This window comes from Sinosporangium siamense (assembly GCF_016863435.1).
Lineage (GTDB): Bacteria > Actinomycetota > Actinomycetes > Streptosporangiales > Streptosporangiaceae > Sinosporangium > Sinosporangium siamense.
On sequence record NZ_BOOW01000004.1, the window covers coordinates 112,471 to 133,422 of the forward strand.

Annotated in this window: 23 protein-coding genes; 7 read left to right on the forward strand and 16 right to left on the reverse strand. The window is 68.1% G+C overall.

What is annotated here, in order from left to right:
• The first annotated feature begins 160 nt into the window (after positions 1-160).
• Positions 161-802 carry a TetR/AcrR family transcriptional regulator gene (locus Ssi02_RS01710; protein WP_239128513.1) on the forward strand — a complete coding sequence of 214 codons (642 nt, stop codon included), beginning with the start codon at positions 161-163 and terminating at the stop codon, positions 800-802.
• Between the two features lie 10 nt (positions 803-812).
• Here the strand turns inward: Ssi02_RS01710 and Ssi02_RS01715 are convergent, their stop codons facing one another.
• Entirely contained in the window at positions 813-1,181 is a 369-nt protein-coding gene (locus Ssi02_RS01715) for a hypothetical protein (protein ID WP_204020303.1), read from the reverse strand.
• 209 nt (positions 1,182-1,390) lie between these two features.
• Between Ssi02_RS01715 and Ssi02_RS01720 the strand changes: the two genes are divergently transcribed.
• Positions 1,391-2,209, forward strand: coding sequence for a hypothetical protein (locus tag Ssi02_RS01720; RefSeq protein ID WP_204020305.1), 819 nt, complete (start codon positions 1,391-1,393; stop codon positions 2,207-2,209).
• A 79-nt stretch (positions 2,210-2,288) separates the two neighbouring features.
• Here the strand turns inward: Ssi02_RS01720 and Ssi02_RS01725 are convergent, their stop codons facing one another.
• The 8 genes from Ssi02_RS01725 to Ssi02_RS01760 all read right to left on the reverse strand — a co-directional run bounded on the left by Ssi02_RS01725 (position 2,289) and on the right by Ssi02_RS01760 (position 8,554).
• A complete protein-coding gene (locus Ssi02_RS01725) occupies positions 2,289-2,519 on the reverse strand; it encodes a hypothetical protein (protein ID WP_204020307.1) in 231 nt (76 codons plus the stop codon).
• A gap of 28 nt (positions 2,520-2,547) precedes the next feature.
• The gene (locus Ssi02_RS01730) at positions 2,548-3,453 is read right to left on the reverse strand and encodes a carbohydrate kinase family protein (RefSeq protein ID WP_204020309.1); all 906 of its coding nucleotides are present in this window, start codon (positions 3,451-3,453) and stop codon (positions 2,548-2,550) included.
• 4 nt (positions 3,454-3,457) lie between these two features.
• Positions 3,458-4,051 (reverse strand): hypothetical protein, encoded by a 594-nt coding sequence (locus Ssi02_RS01735; protein ID WP_204020311.1) that lies wholly within the window; start codon positions 4,049-4,051, stop codon positions 3,458-3,460.
• A 23-nt stretch (positions 4,052-4,074) separates the two neighbouring features.
• Positions 4,075-5,118 (reverse strand): zinc-dependent alcohol dehydrogenase, encoded by a 1,044-nt coding sequence (locus Ssi02_RS01740; protein WP_204020313.1) that lies wholly within the window; start codon positions 5,116-5,118, stop codon positions 4,075-4,077.
• Between the two features lies 1 nt (position 5,119).
• Positions 5,120-6,358 carry an aspartate aminotransferase family protein gene (locus Ssi02_RS01745; protein ID WP_204020315.1) on the reverse strand — a complete coding sequence of 413 codons (1,239 nt, stop codon included), beginning with the start codon at positions 6,356-6,358 and terminating at the stop codon, positions 5,120-5,122.
• A 49-nt stretch (positions 6,359-6,407) separates the two neighbouring features.
• Positions 6,408-7,397 carry a hypothetical protein gene (locus Ssi02_RS01750; protein WP_204020317.1) on the reverse strand — a complete coding sequence of 330 codons (990 nt, stop codon included), beginning with the start codon at positions 7,395-7,397 and terminating at the stop codon, positions 6,408-6,410.
• Positions 7,398-7,472: 75 nt separating this feature from the next.
• Complete coding sequence (locus tag Ssi02_RS01755) at positions 7,473-7,676, reverse strand: hypothetical protein (RefSeq protein ID WP_204020319.1); 204 nt, start codon at positions 7,674-7,676, stop codon at positions 7,473-7,475.
• 401 nt (positions 7,677-8,077) lie between these two features.
• Positions 8,078-8,554, reverse strand: coding sequence for a MarR family winged helix-turn-helix transcriptional regulator (locus Ssi02_RS01760; protein ID WP_239128515.1), 477 nt, complete (start codon positions 8,552-8,554; stop codon positions 8,078-8,080).
• An 82-nt stretch (positions 8,555-8,636) separates the two neighbouring features.
• Between Ssi02_RS01760 and Ssi02_RS01765 the strand changes: the two genes are divergently transcribed.
• Together Ssi02_RS01765 and Ssi02_RS01770 are read left to right on the forward strand one after the other, a co-directional pair.
• On the forward strand, positions 8,637-9,494 hold the full coding sequence (locus Ssi02_RS01765) for an alpha/beta fold hydrolase (RefSeq protein WP_204020321.1): 858 nt from the start codon (positions 8,637-8,639) through the stop codon (positions 9,492-9,494).
• Positions 9,495-9,636: 142 nt separating this feature from the next.
• Positions 9,637-10,386 (forward strand): nucleotidyltransferase domain-containing protein, encoded by a 750-nt coding sequence (locus Ssi02_RS01770; RefSeq protein WP_204020323.1) that lies wholly within the window; start codon positions 9,637-9,639, stop codon positions 10,384-10,386.
• Positions 10,387-11,158: 772 nt separating this feature from the next.
• Here Ssi02_RS01770 and glnA read toward each other — a convergent pair.
• Entirely contained in the window at positions 11,159-12,583 is a 1,425-nt protein-coding gene (glnA, locus tag Ssi02_RS01775) for a type I glutamate--ammonia ligase (RefSeq protein WP_204020325.1), read from the reverse strand.
• 330 nt (positions 12,584-12,913) lie between these two features.
• Between glnA and Ssi02_RS01780 the strand changes: the two genes are divergently transcribed.
• A complete protein-coding gene (locus Ssi02_RS01780) occupies positions 12,914-13,372 on the forward strand; it encodes an RDD family protein (protein WP_204020327.1) in 459 nt (152 codons plus the stop codon).
• A gap of 20 nt (positions 13,373-13,392) precedes the next feature.
• On the opposite strand, the gene Ssi02_RS01785 is transcribed toward Ssi02_RS01780, so the two are convergent.
• The 3 genes from Ssi02_RS01785 to Ssi02_RS01795 form a co-directional block, all read right to left on the reverse strand.
• Positions 13,393-13,854, reverse strand: a complete 462-nt coding sequence (locus tag Ssi02_RS01785) for a hypothetical protein (RefSeq protein ID WP_204020329.1) — start codon at positions 13,852-13,854, stop codon at positions 13,393-13,395.
• Between the two features lie 77 nt (positions 13,855-13,931).
• Positions 13,932-15,362 carry an ATP-binding protein gene (locus tag Ssi02_RS01790; protein WP_204020331.1) on the reverse strand — a complete coding sequence of 477 codons (1,431 nt, stop codon included), beginning with the start codon at positions 15,360-15,362 and terminating at the stop codon, positions 13,932-13,934.
• A gap of 14 nt (positions 15,363-15,376) precedes the next feature.
• Positions 15,377-16,069, reverse strand: a complete 693-nt coding sequence (locus Ssi02_RS01795; protein WP_204020334.1) for a response regulator — start codon at positions 16,067-16,069, stop codon at positions 15,377-15,379.
• Positions 16,070-16,256: 187 nt separating this feature from the next.
• Between Ssi02_RS01795 and Ssi02_RS01800 the strand changes: the two genes are divergently transcribed.
• Entirely contained in the window at positions 16,257-16,613 is a 357-nt protein-coding gene (locus tag Ssi02_RS01800; protein WP_204020336.1) for a GVDTG sorting domain-containing protein, read from the forward strand.
• Between the two features lies 1 nt (position 16,614).
• Positions 16,615-17,247: a class F sortase gene (locus Ssi02_RS01805; protein WP_204020338.1), complete on the forward strand. Its 633-nt coding sequence runs from the start codon at positions 16,615-16,617 to the stop codon at positions 17,245-17,247.
• A 388-nt stretch (positions 17,248-17,635) separates the two neighbouring features.
• On the opposite strand, the gene Ssi02_RS01810 is transcribed toward Ssi02_RS01805, so the two are convergent.
• The 3 genes from Ssi02_RS01810 to Ssi02_RS01820 form a co-directional block, all read right to left on the reverse strand.
• Positions 17,636-18,460, reverse strand: coding sequence for a class I SAM-dependent methyltransferase (locus Ssi02_RS01810; RefSeq protein ID WP_204020340.1), 825 nt, complete (start codon positions 18,458-18,460; stop codon positions 17,636-17,638).
• A gap of 171 nt (positions 18,461-18,631) precedes the next feature.
• Positions 18,632-19,321, reverse strand: a complete 690-nt coding sequence (locus Ssi02_RS01815; RefSeq protein ID WP_204020341.1) for a DUF4191 domain-containing protein — start codon at positions 19,319-19,321, stop codon at positions 18,632-18,634.
• 50 nt (positions 19,322-19,371) lie between these two features.
• The coding region (locus Ssi02_RS01820; protein WP_204020343.1) for a glycoside hydrolase family 3 protein at positions 19,372-20,952 on the reverse strand (1,581 nt) is incomplete at its 5' end.

A 20,952-nucleotide genomic window follows, 5' to 3' on the forward strand; every position in this document is an offset into this window, starting at 1 on the left:
TGGTCTGGGCGTCAAAGCCACGTTATCCCGGCGGGATCCTCGTGATCGCATTGGGGTAGGGCCTAGAAAATCACCATGCCCACTATGTGGATGGTTCATTGACCTTTAGGGGATATGTCCATCAATATAGGGCTTCTAGTAACGATCGATCGGTAGATACGTGTCAATTCCCGCCGAACACCGCAGGATCGCGGCCGACGAGGTCCGGCTCCCCCCTCACGCCCTGCCCGACGGCAGATCGGGCAGAATCCTCCACGAAGCCATACGTCTCTTTGCGGAATACGGGTTCCACGGCACGTCGATCAGAGACCTCGCCGAAGCGTGCGGCATCCGATCCGCCACGCTTTACGCGCATTACCCCGCTAAAGAACACGTTCTCGCGGAACTAGTGCGTATTGGCCACGAGGTTCACCACTCCGCACTGTCGGCAGCCCTCCCCGGCACCCCGCCCGGCTCCGCCGCCCGCCTCGCCGCCCTGGTCCGCGCCCATGTCCTGGTCTTCGCCCGCTATCCGCTGCTGGCGATGGTGGCCAACAACGAGCTGCACGCCGTGTCACGGGAGCTCGCCGCACCGTCACTCCTGCTGCGGGCCGACGCCCAGCAGATGATCCTCGACACCGTCAACCTGGGCATGGACAACGGGGCCTTCGACGTACCCGACCCCTATCTGGCCCTCACGGCCATCGCGGGGATGGGAATGCGCGTGGCCCACTGGTACGGCGCGGCCTCGCACTACGACCCGGAGACCATCGCGGACACCTACGCGACGTTCGCGCTGCGCCTGGTCGGCGTGGAGGCCTGAGCCGGATCCCTCAGTCGGACGGCGGGTCGGGGGTGCTCTTCGTCGCGTGCAGGATGTCGATCCAGATCCTGGTCAGCAGGGTGAAGAGGGCCAGAAGGAGGACGGCGGACACGGCGATGCGCAGGGCCGGGCCGTCGGGGATCGCGTGGGCGAGGACCAGCATGCACAAGGTGAGGCCGACGGCGATGGCGGTGGTCACGGTCAGGACGTAGACGCGGACGCGGGGTTTGGTCCAGAAGCGCACGTTGCCGGTGGGGGTGCGTCTGCGGAGCATCCGGCGCTGGCCGCGGAGGCCGGCGAGGTAGCCGGAGTCCCAGACGAGGGCGAGTAAGAACACGGGCAGGACTTGTGCGGCGGTGGCATAGAAGTCGCGGGCCATAGGCGGATCCTCTCGGCGGGCTTCCCATATGGTGATAAGGATTCATCTGCGAAGAAGGATCCACAACAGTTTCCGCGCATTGGGACCGTGAGGTCGCGCTACGTTTGAATACACAGATATGCGGGCGCGGCGGTGGGGTGCCATTAGGGAGTGATGGCCGGCTCTTCGCATCGGTGTCCGGAAAACTGGTGGATAACCGGGGAGTTCACGTGACGCGAATCATCGGTGTACACGGGATAGGCAACTACTCCTACATGTCCGAGCACGGCACCCCCGCTGCCGCGGCGGCGGCGATCAGCGCCGATTGGAGCGGATGGCTGTCGCGCGGGGACACCGCTCCGAGCGTGGACGTGGCCTACTACGCCCACCTGCTGCACCGGGGGACCGCGCAGGGAAGCGACGACGTGACCCTGCTGGAGCCCGGGGAGCAGGAGCTTCTCGTCGCGATGGTCGATCTGCTCGCCGGGGTGCCGCAGACCGCCCAGGGGCGGGCCACGGCGAGGGTACGGCAGGCGGGGGAGTGGCTGACCGAGAACCACGGGCGGGCCGCCAAGCGCCTTGCCGTCATGTTCGTGCGCGAGGTCAACACATATCTGCATCTGACCGACGAGTGCTTCCGGGACGCCGCCCGGGACATGGTGGCCGAGAGCATCCGGTCCGGCGAAGGGGGCGTCGTGGTGGCGCATTCGCTGGGAAGCGTCGTCACCTATGAGGCCCTGTGGGCACATCCGGAGCTTAAGGTCGACCTTTTAGTCACATTAGGGAGTCCGCTGGGAATGAACCAGGTCGTCTTCCAGCGGTTGCGGCCGGGACCCGCGGGGAGCCGATGCGCCAGGCCGCCGGGGGTGCGGCGGTGGATCAATCTGGCGGACGTGGGGGATCTCATCGCGGTTCCGGCTGACCTGCGGATGCGCTTCGACGATGTGGAACAGGCCGATCCGCTGAGGATCGCCCGGTTCGAGTTTCACAAGGCCAGGAACTATCTGGCCTCTCCCCGGGTCCGGGAGCTGGTGACGATCGGCGCCTGACCGCGGTCGTGGATCAAGATGGCAAATGCCGTACCAGTACAAGGTCATTTCGGTGCTTCCGGCTAGTAGCTCCACGTCCTCATGGCCCGCTCGGCGACCGTGCTGCCGCCGGTCGGCGTGCGGCCGCCGGGGCTGAACACGCGCGATCGACACGGCAGTCCGCACGGTCGATCCGTACGGCGAGAGCCTTGCCCTTGGCCATGTTCCACAGCCGGACCGTGCGGTCGGTGCCACTGCCGGCCGGCATGCGCCTGTCGGGGCTGAACGCCAGCAGGGCGAACAACATGCCGAACAACATGCCGAACGCCAACGCTCGGTGCCTGCTACAGGTGTGGTGGTCACAGGAGGGCCGCGGCGTCGGGGGTGAGTCTGGGGCCGTCCACTCCGCACTTGGCCGCGGCGACCCGTGCCGCGAAGCGGAGCCGGGATCTGAAGTCGTGCCCGTTCAGCATCGCCATGACATAGGCGGCGTGGAAGGCGTCTCCCGCGCCGGTGGTGTCCCTGACGGCACAACGATGGCTCGCCATATGGAAAACCTCGCCGTCGCCGTCGAGGCCGAACGCTCCTTGCGCGCCCGCGGTGGCGACGACGGCGGCCGGTCCGAGTCCCTGAATCACGCGTGTCATCCGCACCGGGTCGGACTCGCCGGCCAGGCGCTCCAGCACGTCTTTGGGGGCGATGAGCGTGTCCACGCCGGGAATGATCGCCGAGGTGTATTCGGAGATCTCCTCCAGGTCGGCGACAATCGGAATGCGCCGGTCGCGGGCGAGCTCGATCGCCGCGAGGGAAGCCACCTCCTCATGATTGTCCAGGTAGATCAGCGCGGCGTTCTTCAGCAGGTCGCCGGTGACGACCCCGGGGCCGAGGCGGAGCCGATCGTCCTTGTACATGACGATGGAGCGTGTGCCCGTCGACGTGTCCACGGTGACGCAGGCGTGATGGGCGGAGCAGCCCGGCACAACGACACAGCGGTCCAGGCCGACGCCCGCCTTTTCCAGGGAACGCCGGGTGAAGGCGCTGGCGTCGTCGTCGCCGAAGGCTCCGACATATTCCACCGTCCCGCCGAGAACAGCCAGGTTGTACGCCACGTTCGCGGCCTGGCCGCCGGCGTGGATCGTGAGGGACTCCGCCCGCGTTTTTCCGTTGGGGCCGGTCGGTCCGCGCACGCGGTACACCCAGTCGACGGTGTTGTTCCCGACGACGACGACCCGGCCTCCGCCGTTCGCAGTGTTTTCACCGGACACGAGGTCACGACCCGCAGTAGGCGAGGATCCGCCGCGCGACCTCGTCCACCGGACAATCAGTCGTATCGAGGACCAGCCAGTTCTCGTCGGCGGGAAGCAGCGCCGTAACGAAGTCCTCGTATTCCTGATGCACCTCGGGGTGGGCCGCGAGATAGGCGTCGCGTGGCGAGCCGGGCTGCCGTCCCGCGGTTCGTTCACGCTTGGAGCGAGCCGACGAGGTGAGCAGGACGTTGTGAGTGAAGGGCCGGTGCTCCTCCAGCAAATAGCGCGCCGGCACCATTTCCTCGGTGTGGAAGAAGGCGTTCCGGCCGAGCTGCGTCAACCAGTGCCTGTCCTGGACCCGATATTCACGGGGAGGCACGAGCGTCGAGAGGTCGGAGACCAGAGCCGCCGTGTAAAAGTAGTCCCGCACCATCATGTCATCGGATTTCTTCGCCTCCTTTTCGAGGAACTCGATGAGCGGGCTCCGCTGCAGGTAACACTGCCCCAGACCGATGGTCCGGCCGTTCCTTCCCATGAGGTCGGCGAGGCGATGGGAGACCGTCGTTTTGCCGACGTAGTCCACGCCCTCCAGCAGGACCCCCTCGATCATGTCCATCCGTTCGAGTCTCCTTCCTCCGGTCACGCCACACCCGGCTTGGCGACCACCTTGAGCGCCGCCGCACGAGGCATATAGGAACGATCGCGAATGTCACACCCGAGCAGCTGAAGAGCACCGGGCAGATCGGGAAGCGGCACCAGGTGAGATATCAGGTCCTTCGCCGGGATGCGGGCGGAGGCGAGCAGGCTCAGCGCATCGTCGAAAGTGCCGAGTGTGTCGATGGACCCGACCAGCGAAATGCTGCGATCGGCCAGACTCCCGAGGTCGATCGTCTGCCGATGTGTGCGCAGGGCGACCAGCAGCACCTGTGCGCCGGGAGCCAGCAGCGGCATGAACGAGTTGTCGAAACACCCGCCCGCGTCGACGAGGACGTCGATGCCGACCCCGTTGAGTTCCCTGCGCACCTCGTGCACGTTTTCGCGCACCGTCCATCCTTCGGCGCGCAGGAGGGGTTCGGCGCGCATCCGTCTCGCCGCGGCAGGCTCGATCGCGATTCCCCGCACACCGCGCAGGGCCAGGACAAGTGCGTAGAGCACGCCGATGGGTCCGAGCCCGAGCACGAGTGCGACCGCGGAAGGCCGGAGCGTGAGCCTGCCCGCGCCGGTGAGCACACAACTCAGCGGCTCGGTGAGCGCCGCCTCCTCATAACTCACGTGAGGCGGCAGCCGATGGAGGAAGCGCTCGTGGGTGCGGAAATATTCAGCGAGTGCGCCGTCGCTGCTGACCCCCGCCTCGGTGCCCTCCTTCAGCGCACAATGATTGGTGCGCCCTGTACGGCAGAGCCGGCATGACCCGCAGAAGAAAGTCGGGTTGATCGCGACCCGGTCACCCACCCGTATGGTGCGCACCGCCGCCCCCGTCTGGACGACTTCGCCCGCGGCCTCGTGACCGAGCACCACAGGCGGGCGGGAGGCGCCGTAGTCTCCGGTGATGATGCCGATGTCGGTGCCGCATATCCCGCAGGTCTCCACCCGCACCAGACACTCGGTCGGCCGGGTCGGCGCCGGCACCGGCCGGTCGGCGATCTCGATGTGCCAGGGTGCCCTGTAGATCAACGCCCGCATGTCAGACCCCCGCGACGTCGTGGACGCTCATGCGCAGCCGGTCGACGACCTCGTCCAGGTCCTCCTCGGTCGCGGTGAGCGCCGGCCGGACCTTCACCACGTTTCCCCGTCCATATTCCGAGGAGCGGGTGATGAGGCGATATCTCTCACGGGCACACGAGACGACAGCCGCGGCCGCGCCGGCGTCGGGCCTGCCGTCGTGGCCGACGATCTCAACTCCCCACATCATTCCCACACCGCGCACGTCCCCGACCACGGGGTGCGACTGGAGGTGGGTCCCCAGAAGCTCGCCCAGATAGCCGCCCCGCCGCCGCACGCCGGCCAGGAAACCCTCGTCGCCGACGACGTCCAAGGTCGCGTGGGCGGCGGCGAGTGCCAGCAGATTGCCGCCGCCGGTGAAGGAGTGGTCGGCCGGCTCCAGGACGTCCAGCTCCTGCCGCATGAGCACGGCGCCGATCGGCAGTCCCACCCCGCCGAGGCCTTTGCCCAGCACGATGATGTCCGGCTCGATGCCCATCCGGGCACTTGCGAAGAACGACCCGACGCGGCCCACGCCGGTCTGTACCTCGTCCGCGATGAGGAGGATCCCGAGATCATCGCAAATCTTGCGAAGCGTCTGGAAGTAGCCCTCGGGCGGGACGATGTTCCCCCCGTTGCCGAGCACCGGCTCCACGATGAGGCACGCGGTCGACTCTCGCCCCGCCTGCTGGACGATGTCGGCGATGCGGTGTGCGCAGAGGATCCCGCAGCTGGGATATGTCTGCTTGTAGAAGCAGTTCCGGCAGTTGGGGTCCGGCACCCGCAGGACACCCGGAGATCCGTACGCCGGGAATCTTCTCCGCCGCCAGGCGGGGCCGGAGATGCTGCCGGCCATGGTGGTCTGGCCGTGATGGGCGTGGAAAAGAGTGATCACATCGGACTTGCCGGTGGCCTTTTGCGCGATCTTGATAGCGCATTCCACCGCGGTCGATCCCGTGGCGTCCCTGATCCAGCCGGCGTCTATCCCCGGCGGGGCGAGCTGGAGCAGGCGATCGACGAGGCGCTGGGCGTGCGGACGTGCCAGATCGGAGCTGATGTGACTCATCAGGCCGAGTTGTTGCTCCACGGCCTTGATCACGCATGGATGGTTGTATCCCAGAGGAAGATTGAACGTGCCCGCCACCGCGTCGAGATATTCCGTGCCGTCCTCCGCGTAGAGCCGCAAGCCATCGCCCCTCACGATAAAAGGTATGTTTGGCATACAACTCTCACCTCTTCGGAACGGCACGCAGAACAGAGCCTCAACCCCTCTATGCCGTTAAGCATTGCCATTGTCGGTGGAACTCGGAATACGCTTGCTGCCAGAGGTCTCGCAGCGTGAGCGGCAGTGGCTTGCGCAGCAAAAGTGTGTCGTCGATGATTTTTCCGAGGGCGGGTCTGGCCTCCGCCAAGCCAGGCAGGAGACACGTGATGTCCCGCAAATCCGCATATTTCATGCTTAGGTGGTGCGCCCACAGCTCACTGGCCTGATAAACGGCCATTCTCAAAGGGAACACGGCCTCGTGGAGCCTGTCCGCCGACACGAGCGATCGGGCGTCGGTGAGATTGTTGAGGAGCTGTGTTGTGGATTCGCCTTCTCCTCGCGGGAGTTCACGAAAGGCCGTTTCGACGAGCTCGCCGACGTCATGTGATTCCGGCAGCTCCGAGGCCAGTGTGTAAAGGAGCTGCTCCAAGCTCGCCGAGCGTGTCGTCCGCACGTCCTCCAGGAGCCACTTCGGCTTCGAGTAGGAATATTCCAGCCTGAGGTGGAGCCAGGCGAAGGTCATGCTCTCGACGGCTCGATAGAAGGCGAGCCTGGACTCCGCCGGGTCCTCGGGGAGCGCGGCGCCGGTGGCGGCGATGGCGGCCAGCGGCTGCAAAAGGTGAGCCGCGACCCCGCAACCGCGGAGTCGCCGCAGGGAGGTCTCCACCGAGCCGGTGTCGTCGAACAGGACGACGCCCCGGAGGATCTTTCTGATCTCCCGGATGTAGGCAAGGGTCAGCAGGTCGTTGCAGGCCACGGCCTGGAAATGCCATTCGCTGTAGGCCACGACGTGAACGGGAAGGCCGTGATATTCGAAGGACGAGTGCCGGTCGTGTCCCAGTGCGACGGTGCGGTCGAAGGCAGTGATGTCTATATCGGCCACGCAGTCGGATGACCTGGTGAGAGCGCTGCCGACCAGCACCGCGCCGGTGCAGTCCGGAAGTCGTGATCGCAGTCCCTCGGCTATCTCCGAGGTGTCCAGCGAGAGTTTGCTCAAGGACCACACCCCGTTCAGAGGAAACGAAAGTGCGACATGGACGGGTGTCCACGGATCGCACTTTCGTCCTCGGATCTAGACTCCCAGCTGCTTTTGCGGCGGATCCACATTCTCTCGGACGCCGTTCTTGTACCACTCGGAGTTGACCGGCACCAGAACGAGGCAGTCCTTGAGATCCATGCCGTGGGCTTCTTTTATCTTGGCCGAGGCGTCGAACACCGCCCGCGTGAGCACTTCTGGATCTGGGGTGTCATAACCTAGTTGCCGCAGGACCCCCATAATGAGGTCCGGCTTGCAAGGAGGTGGAGGTGCCATGCTGTCCCCCCAATGCCGTGATATTCGCCTTGCAAGCACACGATAGGCAGTTTCATCGGCGAGCGTCAACGAGAGTGGAAGGACGGTTGAAAAGGCAACCTGGGGGCCTCTTTGCTAAGCTTTTCTCTTCTAGGGCTTACCGAAAATCGCCTTTCATGGTGGGATGCGGCCAAGGGTCTGCTGCCGGTCAATGGCCTGCACCGCTTTTCCCTGGGGACACTTGGGTGATCTATATGACCTATTCACGGGTTTGAGGCGCTGAAAGCCGTGCACGCAAGGATGTGTGCGCTGATGCAGAAGATCGCGGCCGAAGAAGCGCGCAAGGCATGCCGGACCCCGCCTCGCCGGGCAAGGCGGATCGCGCTTCAGGGCGTGCCGGTCCGAAAGGATCCCGTGCCAGGCGGGGCCAGGCGGTTCGCGATGTCGACCAAGGCAGATAGCTGCTCCGAGGTGAGGAGTTCGGCGAAGCGGTGCCGCACCGAGGCCGCATGCACAGGGGCGGCCCGGGCCAGAGCCTGGCGGCCCTCGCCGGTCAGGACGACGTCCTCGCCGCGGCCGTCCAGTTCGCATTTTTCCCGGGCGATGAGGCCGCGGCCCTCCATGCGGCCGAGCTGGCGAGACAGCCGGCTGTGCGCCCATCCCAGGTGGGTGGCGAGGTCGCGCACCCGGATGCAGTGCTCGCCGTCCGACAACTCAGACGTCGCGGCCAGCACGTCGTAGTCGGGCATCGAGAGCCCGCAGTCACGCTCCAGATCGCGGGCCACCTCGGCGTCGAGGGACAGCCGCAGGCGGCGATAGGCGGACCAGGCGTCCAGCGCCCGCGTATCCGAGATCGAAGTCACTACCCCATCTTAGATGATTTTTCGTGACATGTAACGAACCATGGGCTAACCTTCGTTACACGTAACGGAAAGGGGCAGGTTCGTGGAGCAGACGGTGGCGGTCAACGGAGTCACGCTGGGTGTGCGGACGGCAGGGCGGGTGGAGGATCCGGCGATCCTGCTCATGCACGGAGCCGGGCAGTCGCTCCTGGCGTGGGAGGACGAGTTCGTGGACCGGCTGGTCGCGGGCGGGCGGCACGTCGTCCGCTTCGACGCCAGAGACGCCGGCCGTTCGACGAACTACCCCGTCGGGGCTCCGCCGTACAGCCTCTCCGACATGGCCGCGGACACCGCCGCGCTCATCGAGGCACTGGGGCTGGGTCGTGCCCACCTGGTGGCGATGTCCCAGGGCTCGGCGATCGCCCAGCTGGTCGCGCTCGACCATCCCGAGCGGGTCGCCTCGCTCACCCTCCTCGGCTCCACGGCCGGCTGGGCCGGCGATGAGAACTCCGGCCTGCCGCCGATGTCCGACGAGATCCTGGCGAGCTTCGCCGAGGAGACACCGGGGCCGGACTGGGCCGACCGCACCGCGGTGATCGATTATCTGGTGGAGATCGAGCGGCCCTTCGCCGGAGCGCGGTTCGACGAGCCGGCGCTGCGTGCGATAGCCGAGGGCACCGTCGACCGCAGCACGAGCGTCGAAGCCCAGCTCACCAACCCCTTCCTCGTCGACCCCGGGAAGCCGTGGCGGCACCGCCTCGGCGAGATCGCCGTCCCGGCGCTGGTGACGCACGGCTCGCGGGACCCGCTCTTCCCCCTCGGCCACGGCGAGGCACTCGCCGCCGAGATCCCCGGCGCACGGCTGATCGTGCTGGAGGGCGTCGGCCATGAGATCTATCCCCGCTCCACCTGGGACGCGGTGATCCCGGAGATCCTGGCGCACACCGCCCCACGCATCTGAGAGCCCTCGCGGAGATAGGATCAACGCCGTGAAGTGATGACATCGGCGCACCCATGTGCAGAACGCCGCCGGGGCTTCCAGCTCCGGCGCCCGCTCGGTGTGCCTACGCCGCCCGTCATCCACTTCACATAAGGGATTCCCCATGACCGACGACCTGTTTCTCGACTCTGTCGCCGACCGGCTGGCGGCCCTGCCCGCCGTGCGCGCCGTCACACTCGGCGGCTCGCGCGCCCAGGGCACCCATACCCCGGACAGCGACTGGGACCTCGCCGTCTACTATCGAGGCGGCTTCGACCCGGCCGGCCTGCGCGCCATCGGCTGGCCCGGCGAGGTCTCCGAGATCGGAGCCTGGGGCGGCGGGGTCTTCAACGGCGGAGCGTGGCTGACGATCGACGGCAGGAGCGTCGACGTCCACTACCGCGACCTCGACGTCGTCGATCACGAGATCGCCGAGGCTCGGCAGGGCCGCTTCCACTGGGAGCCCCTGATGTTCCACCTCGCGGGCATCCCGAGCTACCTGGTGGTCGCCGAACTCGCCGTCAACCGAGTCCTTCGCGGCACCCTGCCCCGCCCCGACTACCCGCAGGCCCTCCGCGAGGCGGCCCCACCGGTGTGGCGCACCCGCGCGACCACGACCCTCCGCTATGCCGAGGCCGCTTATGTACGGCGCAGCCAGGCAACCGAGGTCGCCGGCGCCCTGGCCGGCGCCGCCATGAACACGGCCCATGCTGTCCTGGCGGCCCGCGGCGAATGGATCACCAACGAAAAACGCCTCTTGGACCAGGCCGGCCTACGCGACCTCGACACGATCATCGCGGCCCTGCGCCCGGACCTCGACATCCTTGCCTGGGCGATTGCCGAGGCGGAGAAACTATTCGAAACCGCCACCTAGCAATCTCCGAAGCAGCCCGGGGGGCGATGCCCCCCGGGATCTCTGTGGATGCCCGGGACCGAAGCCGGCGTCCACCGCGACCGACAGGAGTCGATCAGAAAGGACGAGGACGGGGCCGGTGGTGCTCGGGGCGAGGTCCCACGACGGCGCGCGTGGGATCACGTTCTTGCGGAGTCGGCCAGGGTGAAGCGGACCCAGAAACAACTCCAGCCGTCGTCCGCCGCCGGCAGCGTTGATCCGCACCTCTCTTCTCCGGGCATGCGCCGTCCCCGAGCTCCATTGGGCCACCCGCAGGTGACGCGGTATGTGCCCGGTTTGGCGGACAACACCGTACCGACGCCGAGGATATGGCCAAGATTCAGTTGGATCGGTGGGTTCAGTCGGGTCAGAGCTTGGAGTGATGCGGCTCCTTCTTGCGGAGCCGCGAACGAGCCGATGTCGTTCTCATGCGCGCCCACTGCTGCCCAGACCACAATTACGTGGCCGCTATGGATCTCGAGCTCTCCCGTCGCTCTCTCCTCGGCTGCGGACGCCCCGGCCGCGTGCCGACGCGGCACGTCCGTCCTGCCCAGTGGGATCGAGGAGCACATGAGCAGAAAGGCGTCACCTACGGAGGGGAATCTGACGCGAGAACGGCCCGGAACCATGATCGGTTCCGGGCCGTTCTGTTTTGTCTGTTCCGCCTGAGCAGGCGCACTACAGACGACGAGCAGTGCCTTCCCAGCTCAGACCGGCTTTCCGGAAGGAATGCCAGGTCCGGGCCGGTCGCCTGCTAGCAGTCGTAGTAGAGCTCGAACTCGTGCGGGTGGGGGCGGAGGCGGATCGGGTCGACCTCGTTCTCGCGCTTGTAGGAGATCCAGGTGTCGATGAGGTCCTGGGTGAACACGCCGCCCTCAAGGAGGTAGTCGTGGTCGGCCTCAAGGTTGTCGAGGACCTTGTCCAGGGAGCCCGGCACCTGCGGGACGAGGCGGGCCTCCTCCGGGGGCAGCTCGTAGAGGTCCTTGTCCACGGGCTCCGGCGGCTCGATCTTGTTGCGGATGCCGTCGAGGCCGGCCATGAGCATGGCGGAGAAGGCGAAGTAGGGGTTGCAGGACGGGTCCGGCACCCGGAACTCGATGCGCTTGGCCTTCGGGTTGGAGCCCGTGATCGGGATGCGGACGCACGCCGAGCGGTTGCGCTGGGAGTAGACCAGGTTGACCGGGGCCTCGTAGCCGGGCACCAGACGGTGGTAGGAGTTGACCGTCGGGTTGGTGAAGGCCAGCAGCGACGGTGCGTGCTTGAGGAGGCCGCCGATGTAATAACGCGCGGCGTCGGACAGGCCCGCGTAGCCGACCTCGTCGTAGAAGAGGGGCTCGCCGTCCTTCCACAGGGACTGGTGGCAGTGCATGCCGGAGCCGTTGTCACCGAAGATCGGCTTGGGCATGAAGGTGACCGTGTGGCCGAACTCCAGCGCCGTGCTCTTGATGATGTATTTAAACAGCATCAGGCGGTCGGCGCTCTCCAGGAGCTTGCCGAACTTGAAGTTGATCTCGGCCTGGCCGGCGGTGCCCACCTCGTGGTGCTGCATCTCGACGGGGATGCCTGCCGCGATGCAGCGGCGCGTCATCTCGGAGCGCAGGTCGGTGAAGTGGTCCATCGGGGGCACCGGGAAGTAGCCGCCCTTGTAACGCGGCTTGTAACCGAGGTTGCCGCCCTCCTGGGCCTTGCCGGTGTTCCAGGCGCCTTCGATCGAGTCGATGTAGAAGAAGCTGGAGTGCTCGTTGGTCTGGAAGCGGACATCGTCGAAGATGTAGAACTCCGCCTCGGGACCGAAGTAGACCGTGTCGGCGATGCCGGTGCCCTTGAGGTATTCCTCTGCCTTGCGCGCGACGTTGCGGGGGTCGCGGCTGTAGGACTCGCCCGTCAGCGGGTCGTGCACGAAGAAGTTGATGTTCAACGTCTTGTGCGTGCGGAAGGGGTCGATCACCGCGGTCGTCGGGTCCGGGAGGAGCAGCATGTCCGACTCGTGGATCGCCTGGAACCCACGGATCGACGAGCCGTCGAACATAAGACCGTCGGTGAAGACGCTGCGGCTGAAGTTCTCCACGGGGAACGTGAAGTGGTGCGTCGTCCCCGGCAGGTCCGTGAACCTGACATCGACGAACTGCACCCCTTCGTCCCCAATGAACTTCAGGACGTCGTCGGCGGAGTTGAACACTTCAAGACCTCCAAAGGGCACGGCTTGCGCTGAGCCGTGCCGCGCTGATCGCCTGGGGGCGGGACTGGGGTGACCCCGGGTGTAAACCTGCTGGGCCTAAACCTGGGGGCCTGTCGTCCCGGCCTGTCGCCGCGGGCAGTTGGCTCATTCCCGAAGGTAGGCGCAGGCCGTTTCCTTCCCATGTCTCGTTTGTTTCGCCCGTGTTAAGGGGAACCGGTCCTACGTTAACCCCGGTTACGGCGTGCGGTCTGCCGGTTGGCGGTAGCCGTACCCTCTTTTGACCCCCCGGGCACGGTCCAGACCGGCCTGACCGCCCGATACCTTGGGAGCATGAGCAAGCAGCCCCGGTGGACGCAGACGTGGCTAGGCGGCGTACGTTCCGCCGGAGTCGACCTTGGATATCCGGGTGAGCGCCTGGGTTTCCCCGAGGAGGGGAAGGGCGCGGTGGCCGGGTTCGGCCGCCGGCTCGCGGCCCTGCTGATCGACTGGATGATCTGCACCTGGGCCATCGCGCAGGGCATCTTCAGGGTGAGCACCTATGACGCGGCATGGGTCGGGCTGCTGATCTTCGCGGTGGAGAACCTGCTGCTGGTGGGCACGATCGGCATGACCTTCGGCATGCGGCTCATGAACATCCGCGTGGCCGCACTCGACGGCGGCGGCCCCCGGCTGGTCCCGGTGATCGTGCGCACGATCCTGCTCTGCCTGGCCCTGCCCGCTCTCCTCCTCGACCGCGACCGGCGCGGCCTGCACGACCGCGTCTCCAACACGGTGGTTCTGCGGGCTTAAGCCGTACAGTTGCGGGCGGATCACGTCTTGGCGAACTGCGAACAGCTCGTGACGAGCGGTTTCTTCTCCCCCCGGTGCACATAGGTGACCCGCACCCGGTCGGCTTCGATGTCGGAGCGTGAGGCCACGGCCTCGGCGGCGGTGCAGGTCAGCTGGCCGTAGGCCAGGTCGAGCCAGTCAGCCGGGGCCGGCTGGGGGAGGAGCACCAGCTTGGACATGCCCTCCCTTTTGGGCAGAGTGATCCGCACGCCGTCGCCGACCTGCTGGACCTTGATCGGGACGAAGTCGCCGACGGTGACCTGGGTGCGCAGGCCGCGGCGGAGTTCGCCCGCGGTGGGGCCCTGGACGAGCAGGTCCAGCGCGGTCTGCACGGTGGGCCGGGTGTGCGGGCGGGTGGTCATGGTCAGCCGGCCGTCGGAGATGAAATAGAGCCTCGTCCTCGGATGAAACCCCGTGGGGGCGGGGCCGCCCATGTCGGCCATAGGCGGGATCCCACACCCCGCGGTCAGCAGCGCCCCGATGATTACCGCGATTCTCCGAAATATCCGGTGATTTGCCATCATCGATCGTCCAGCCCGGCGTTCACCGGCAAGGTGAGCGTGAACACCGCACCCCCGCCGGGCCGGTTCGCCGCCGTCAGCGCGCCGCCGTGCAGGAGAGCGTTCTCCCTGGCGATCGCCAGCCCGAGCCCGCTGCCCGCCGACCGGCTGCGCGCGCTGTCGGCCTTGTAGAAGCGGTCGAACACATGCGGCAGGCTCTCAGGTGCCAGCCCGGGCCCGCGGTCGGCCACCTCGACGATCACGTTCAACCCCCGCGCGAGCCGTACGGTGACCGGAGGCGCGCCGTGCCTCAGCGCGTTGCCCACGAGATTGGCGACGATCAGGTCGAACCTCCGCGGGTCCAGGTGAAGCATGACTTTCTCCTCCAGTTGCGTGGACACCGCCCCGGCCCAGCCGCGCCGCCGCAGCGCCGCCCCGATCTCGCCTGCCACGTCGACCTCGGCCGGGTTCAGTGCGACCGCCCCCGCGTCGAACCTGGAGATCTCCATGAGGTCCTCGACCAGGGTGGCGAGCTTCCCCACCTCGGTGTTCATGAGCCGCGCGGCGTCGGCGACGTCTCCGGGCAGGCGCCCGGCCTCCTCGTCGAGCACGTCCGCCACGGTGACCATGGACGCCAGCGGTGTGCGCATCTCGTGCGACACGTCGGCCACGAACTGCCGGGCCTTGGCCTCCATCGCGCGCAGCTCGGCGACGCTGCTCTCCAACGCGGCGGCGGTGGTGTTGAAGGTCTGCGCCAGCCGGGCGAGTTCGTCCCCTCCTTCGACCGCGAGCCGCGTGTCGAGCCTGCCCTGGGCGAGGGCGCGGGCGGCGCGGTCGAGCGCGCGCACCGGACGCAGCACGCTGTGCGCCGCCAGCAGCGCTAACACCACGGCCAGGGTCAGCACCGGCAGGATCGCGTTGCGGGCGGCCTCGCCGAGGGCAACGTCGATGCTCTGTTCCTTGGTGAGCGGCATCGTGAGATAGACCTCGAGTCCGGACGGAGAGGTGCCGCGCATGACCGGGGTGCCGATCATCAGGTAAGGCATGTCGTCCACCAGCACCCGCTCGTAATGCAGGTTCTTCGAGTCGGTGACCCGGATGCGCAGAGCGGAGGAGAGGGGAACGTCCGTCCGGCGGGAGGAGACCGCCTCCCCGCCCTTGTAGACCACGGTGCCGGTCGCGCCCAGGAAGCCGGGCGCGACGCGGTTGGCGAGCTGCTGGAGCGCGGCCTTGCCGAGGGGTTCGGCGAGGTTCTCGGTGTGGGTCTCCACTCTGGCGCGGAACTCGTCGATCAGCAGAGTCTGCGTGCGGTCCAGCATGCGGGACCGCGCCTCGCTGTAGATCAGGACGGCGGCGGCCAGTGCGCTGAGGACGGCGAGCGCGAGGAAGACCAGCACCATGCGGGTGCGGAGGCCGCTGAAGAAGACCCGCGCCCTGCGAAGCGTTCTCATGGTGACATGTGCTCTCATGGTGACATGTCAGGCACGGGGCCGAACCGATAGCCGAACCCCCGCACCGTCTGGACATAGACCGGTTTCGCGGGCAGTTCCTCGATCTTGGTGCGCAGCCGGTGCACACAGGCGTCGACGAGCCGCGAGTCCCCGAGGTAGTCCTCCTCCCAGACCGCCTCAAGGAGCTGCCTGCGGCTGAACACCCGGGCGGGGGCCGCCGACAGCTCGAACAGCAGCCGGAGCTCCACCGGGGTGAGCACGAGCGGCACGCCCGCCTTGGCGACGGTCAGGGTGAGCCGGTCGAGCGTGAGGTCGCCGTGCGTCTCCGGCTCCGCGCCCGCGCTGGGTTCGGCGCGGCGCAGCACGGCGCGGATACGGGCGTCGAGCACACGCGGCCGCACCGGCTTGACCACATAGTCGTCCGCCCCGGCCTCCAGCCCGGTCACGATGTCGAAGTCGTCCCCCCGGGCGGTGAGCATGAGGATCGGAAGGGACCCTTCCGCACGGAGGCGGCGGCACACCTCGAACCCGCTCATGCCCGGCAACATCAGGTCGAGCACGACGAGCTCCGCCGGCCAGGTGGGCAGGAGCCGCAATCCCTCCTCACCGGTCGAGACCGCCTCCACCTCGTGTCCCTGCCTGCGCAGGGCGAGCCGCAGGCTCTCCCTGAGGGAGGTGTCATCCTCAATCAGCATCACTCTGGCCACGGGACTCAGTATCAGCGCAGAGAGTCACTGATCTCGACAACGAACACAACTATTACAGTCCTATGACATTTCCGTCATGGCTGGCGAACATGTCGCTGCGAATCTTCAGTCCGAGCCGCTTGCGAGCCCTTCCACCCCAGGCCGGGGACGCGAGGGACTCGGTAGTCCGACCTCAAGGAGAGCACTCATGCGACTGGTTCGCTGGACATTGACCGGCGCCGCACTGGTGATCGCGGCACTGAGTACGGCACAGCCCGCCATGGCGGCCGACAAAGGATGGGAGAAGGTCACCTACTCCATCGACGACCCGGAAGCGGCGGAGAAGTTGAAGCTCCGCGTGGCCGACGAGGAGAAGCCCGCCCCCGCCAAGCCCGCCGACCCGTCCGAGATCGTCGTGCCCAAGGGTGCTCCCGACACGGGCGACGGCTCGCTCGCGGCAGGCGCGGGGATCCCGCTGCTGCCGATCGGCGGCGGACTGCTCGCCGTCGGCGCCGCCGGGGCCGGCGTCGTGCTGATCCGGCGGCGGGTCGGCGCCGGCGCCTGACGTGAGACGGCTCACCGGTGGCATCGCGGCCACCCTCGCCGGCACGGCGCTGGTCGGCCTCTCGCTCACCGGTTGCGGAGCCTCGGCGAAGCCCGCGTCGCCGAGCCCGGTGGCGGCGATCGAGCACGTCACACCCTCGCGGCCGGCCAAGCCGGAGAAGCTCGATCGCTCACCCCCGATGCTGCTGAGCATCCCGAGGCTGGGAATCACCGTTAAACCCACCCGGCTCGGCCTCAGACCGGACGGCACAGTGGAGGTCCCGCCACTCGACCGTCCCGAGGAAGCCGGTTGGTACTCCCGCGGCGCCTCCCCGGGCGAACGCGGCGGAGCGGTGATCCTCGGCCACGTCGACGGACGCGGCAAAGCGGGTGTCTTCCACAAGTTGCACACCCTCCGCCGCGACGACACCATCACCGTCAATCGCGCCGACCACACGGTCGTCACGTTTGCCGTGGAGTCGGTGGAGCAGGTGGCCAAGAGCCGATTTCCGGCTCAGCGCGTGTACGGTGACCCGGGCCATCCCGGGCTCCGCCTCGTCACGTGCGGCGGCACCTTCGACAAGGCCACCGGTCACTACTCCGACAACGTCGTCGTCTACGCCCGCTCGGTCACCACGGGGGCCGGGAAGGGCTAGAGGACGCGGGGAGGTCTCCCGTCCCCGGGGAGCATGGGCAGCCCCGGGGGCGTTCCCGGGCGCGGACGGGCCGCCGGGGCGGTTCACCCCAGAGAACCGCCGTCGCGCAGCCTGGTCGGGTGAGCCGGTCAACGGGGAAACCCGGCCGCCCGGACCCGCTCGCCCCGGCCACCCCAAAGGCCGGGCAGAGCCGGGCACCGCCGAGCGTGGAGACCTCCGGAAAACGCCCTCCCCGGCTCCGGCCCTCGACGCCCGGGCCGGTGCCGGTGGGCGACCCCGTCGCCTACGTTCGCCCGGTCGCCGCAGACACCGGGTGAGCGTGGGCGCGGCGGCCTTCCCGCAGGGGCATGAGGGCCGTCGTGCCGGGACCTCGGTGGAACGTGCGCGTTCAGCCGGGGAAACGGCAGCAGAAGATCGCGGTGCCGGGCAGGTGGCGCCCGCGGAGAGGGCTCCACCCTCCCCAGGCGCGGTCGTGCCCGTCAGGCCATTCGGGCTCGATCAGCCGGTCGAGCACCAGCCCGGCACCGACGATGTGCCCCACCCAGTCGCCCAGCGTGTTGTGGTGCTCGACATAGGCCGGGTTGCCGTCCTCGTCGGCCTCGACGTAGGGCGCCCGGTCGAAGTACGTGGTTTCACCGGCGGTCAGGCCACGGGGGCCCGGATCGTCGGGGAAAGCCCACCTGATGGGGTGGCTGACCGAGAAGACGAACCTGCCGCCGGGCCGCAGCACCCGGCGCACCTCGGCCAGCACCGCGCCCGGCGCCGCCACGAACGGCAGAGCCCCGTAAGCCGAGCAGGCCAGGTCGAACGAGGCCGCGGCGAACGGCAGCACCTCGGCGTCTGCCTGGGCCACCGGCAGGTGGGAGTCCAGGCCGGCGTCGATGCGCAGGGAATGCTGGAGCTGCCGGAACGACAGGTCGAGGCCGACCACCTGCGCGCCCCGGCAGGTGAGCCAGCGCCCGCACTGCCCGGCCCCGCAGCCGATCTCGAGCACCCGCCGCCCCGCGACCTCGCCGAGCAGGCGGGCATCCGCCTCGTCGAGGCCCTCGGGACACCAGATGAACCCCGCGTCGCCCAGGAACTCCCCGTGCTCGGCCTGGTAATCGTCGGACGCGGAGTCCCACCAGCCCCGATTGGCCCGGCAGGTCGCGGGCGAGTCGACCGGCCGCCGAGAGGGCCGGGAGACGGCCACGGTGTCGGCCTGTGAGGTCATCGCTTCGCTCCTGGTGGTGTCGCAACGTATTGCGGGCGGGCCGGCTCGCACGAACCCGGAGGGCCGAAGCCCAAGGACTCAAGGCACCTTCACCGCCGCGACCCAGCCCAAGGCCCGAGGCTCAAGGCCCGAAGGCCCGAGGCCCGAAGGCCCGAGGCCCGAAGGCCCCGGTCAGCGGGTCTTGGGGCCGCGCGGCATGCGGGCGCCCTTGGGAAGGGGGCCCTTCGGCAGCGGGAGGTTCTGGGGAAGGGCGCGGAGACGATAGTTGATCTCCGACACGGCGGGCTTCTTGAGGTTGCGCGGCAGCTTCATCAGATGGCGCTGGAGTTTCGCCAGCGGGATCTGGCCCTCCCCGTCGCCGCACTGGATGTCGTAGACCGGCACCTCGACCGCGACGCGCTGCACCCGCTTCTTCTCGGCCACCAGCAGTTTCTGCACCCGCCCGCCCGGCCCTTCGCCGACGAGCACGATGCCCGGGTAGCCGACGACGCGGTGCACGACGTCCTGGTCGCGGTTGACCGCGACGGCGGGGGTGACCTCCCAGTTGCCGCGCATGCCCTGCAGAACGGCAGCCGCGGCTCCGACCTGACCGTCAAGGATCGAATATTGCGCCTTCTGCGCCAGTTGCCCGAACACGACCAGGCCCACGGTCAAGGAGAGCATGAGGCCGATGAAGATCATGTACCAGAGCCAGCCCAGCACAAGTCCGATCACGATGCACAGCACAAAGGTGCCGAGCACCGAGGCGTACACGATCGGCATGCCCTTGGGATTGGCCTGCTTGATGATCTTTGCGATCATCCGGAGCTGCTTAATGCGCCCCGGACGGTCATTCGCGGGGTCGACGGGCTTTTTCGCCATGGTGTGAAGGATACAAATGCCTGGGTCAAGAACGGAAAACGGACGGGTGGCTAAACCGACGTGATCGCCGCCACGCGCCGGTCGCCCAGCCCGCTGCCCGCCTCCACAGAGTAGTCACCCGTCACCGTGCGCCACCCTCCGGCGGTCCAGATCTGAAAAGCCCGGTCCGGCAGGACGATCGTCGTGAACACGGTCTGCCCGGGTTCCGCCTCCACCACGTCGAATCCCGCGAGCCACCGCGCCGGCCGCCCGAACCCCGGCCACTCGCTCCCGGGCGCCTCGACCGGCGACAGATACACCTGCACGACCTCCCGCCCGGCCCGCGTCCCTGTGTTGGTCACCGACACGGTCACGGTCGTGCCCGTCACCGCGATCTCGTTGTAGGACCACGTGGTGTAGCCGAGCCCGTGCCCGAACCAGAAGGCGGGCCTGCGCCGCGCCCGCTCCCACCCGCGATAACCGATGAAGATCCCCTCGTCGTACGGCAGAGCTCCGTCCTCCGGAGTCACATCGAGCACGGGGCAGTCCTCCGCCTTGAGCGGCCAGGTCGTGGGCAGCCGCCCGCCCGGCTCGGCGTCGCCGTACAGCACGTCGGCCAGCGCCGCCCCGCCCTCCTGCCCCGGGAACCAGGTGACGAGCACCGCCGCCACCTCGCCGAGCCACGGCATCTCGATCGGCGAGCCGGCGTTGACCACGACGATCGTGCGCGGGTTGGCGGCGGCCACCCGGCTGATCAGCTCGTCCTGGCGGCCGGGGAGGCGCAGGTCGCGGCGGTCGAAGCCTTCGCTCTCGACCTCCAGCGTGGTGCCGGCGACGACCACCGCCGCCTCGCACTCCTCCGCCAGCGCGACGGCCTCGGCGATCAGCGTGCCGGGGTCGGCGGCCGGGGCGCTGTGGCCGAGGTTGAAGGAGATGAACGCCGTGTCGTTGATCAGCGCGGTCGGGTGGTGCAACGTCAACTCGACCGGCACTCCGGCGGTCAGGTCGATCTCGATCCGCCGCTCGGGCGGTGTGAGCAGCGCGGCAGGATCGTTCCCCTCGGGGGCGACGGTCTCGTCGAACAGCACCTCGGGGAGGCCCTCCCGGATCGCGACGAGCCGGAAGGCGCCGGTGCCCGCGATCGACAGCACGTGCCGCCCGGAGATCTCGGGCACGAGTGTGGTCTTCAGTTCGACGGCGGCGAGCCGGGATCCGTCGACGTCGCGGGGCAGGTCGGAGATCCAGCGGGTTTCTGCGGCATCGTGCCGTTCCTCGCCCAGGACCTCGCCGCCCGCGGTCAGGAACAGCGCCCGGGTGGGGGCGGCGACGGGCGCGAGCCGCACCCGCGGGTCGGTCCCGAGGGCGTGGCGCACCTCGACGTCGTCGCGGCGGCGCAGTCCCGCGAGGGGGGAGACCACCGACGCCGGATAGACCTGCGCGCTTCCGCCGCCCATGATCCTGGCGTTGGCGGCGGCCTCGCCGATCAGTGCGAGCGTGCGGACGCCGGTGAGGGGCAGGGCGCCATCATGGTTGGTCAGGAGCGTGAAGGAGCGCACGGCGAGCTCGCGGGCCAGAGCCGCACCGTCGGCGACGTCGCGCTCCTGCCGGGCTGTGCCGTATTCCCCGGAACCTTCAGCACCCGACTCCGGAGC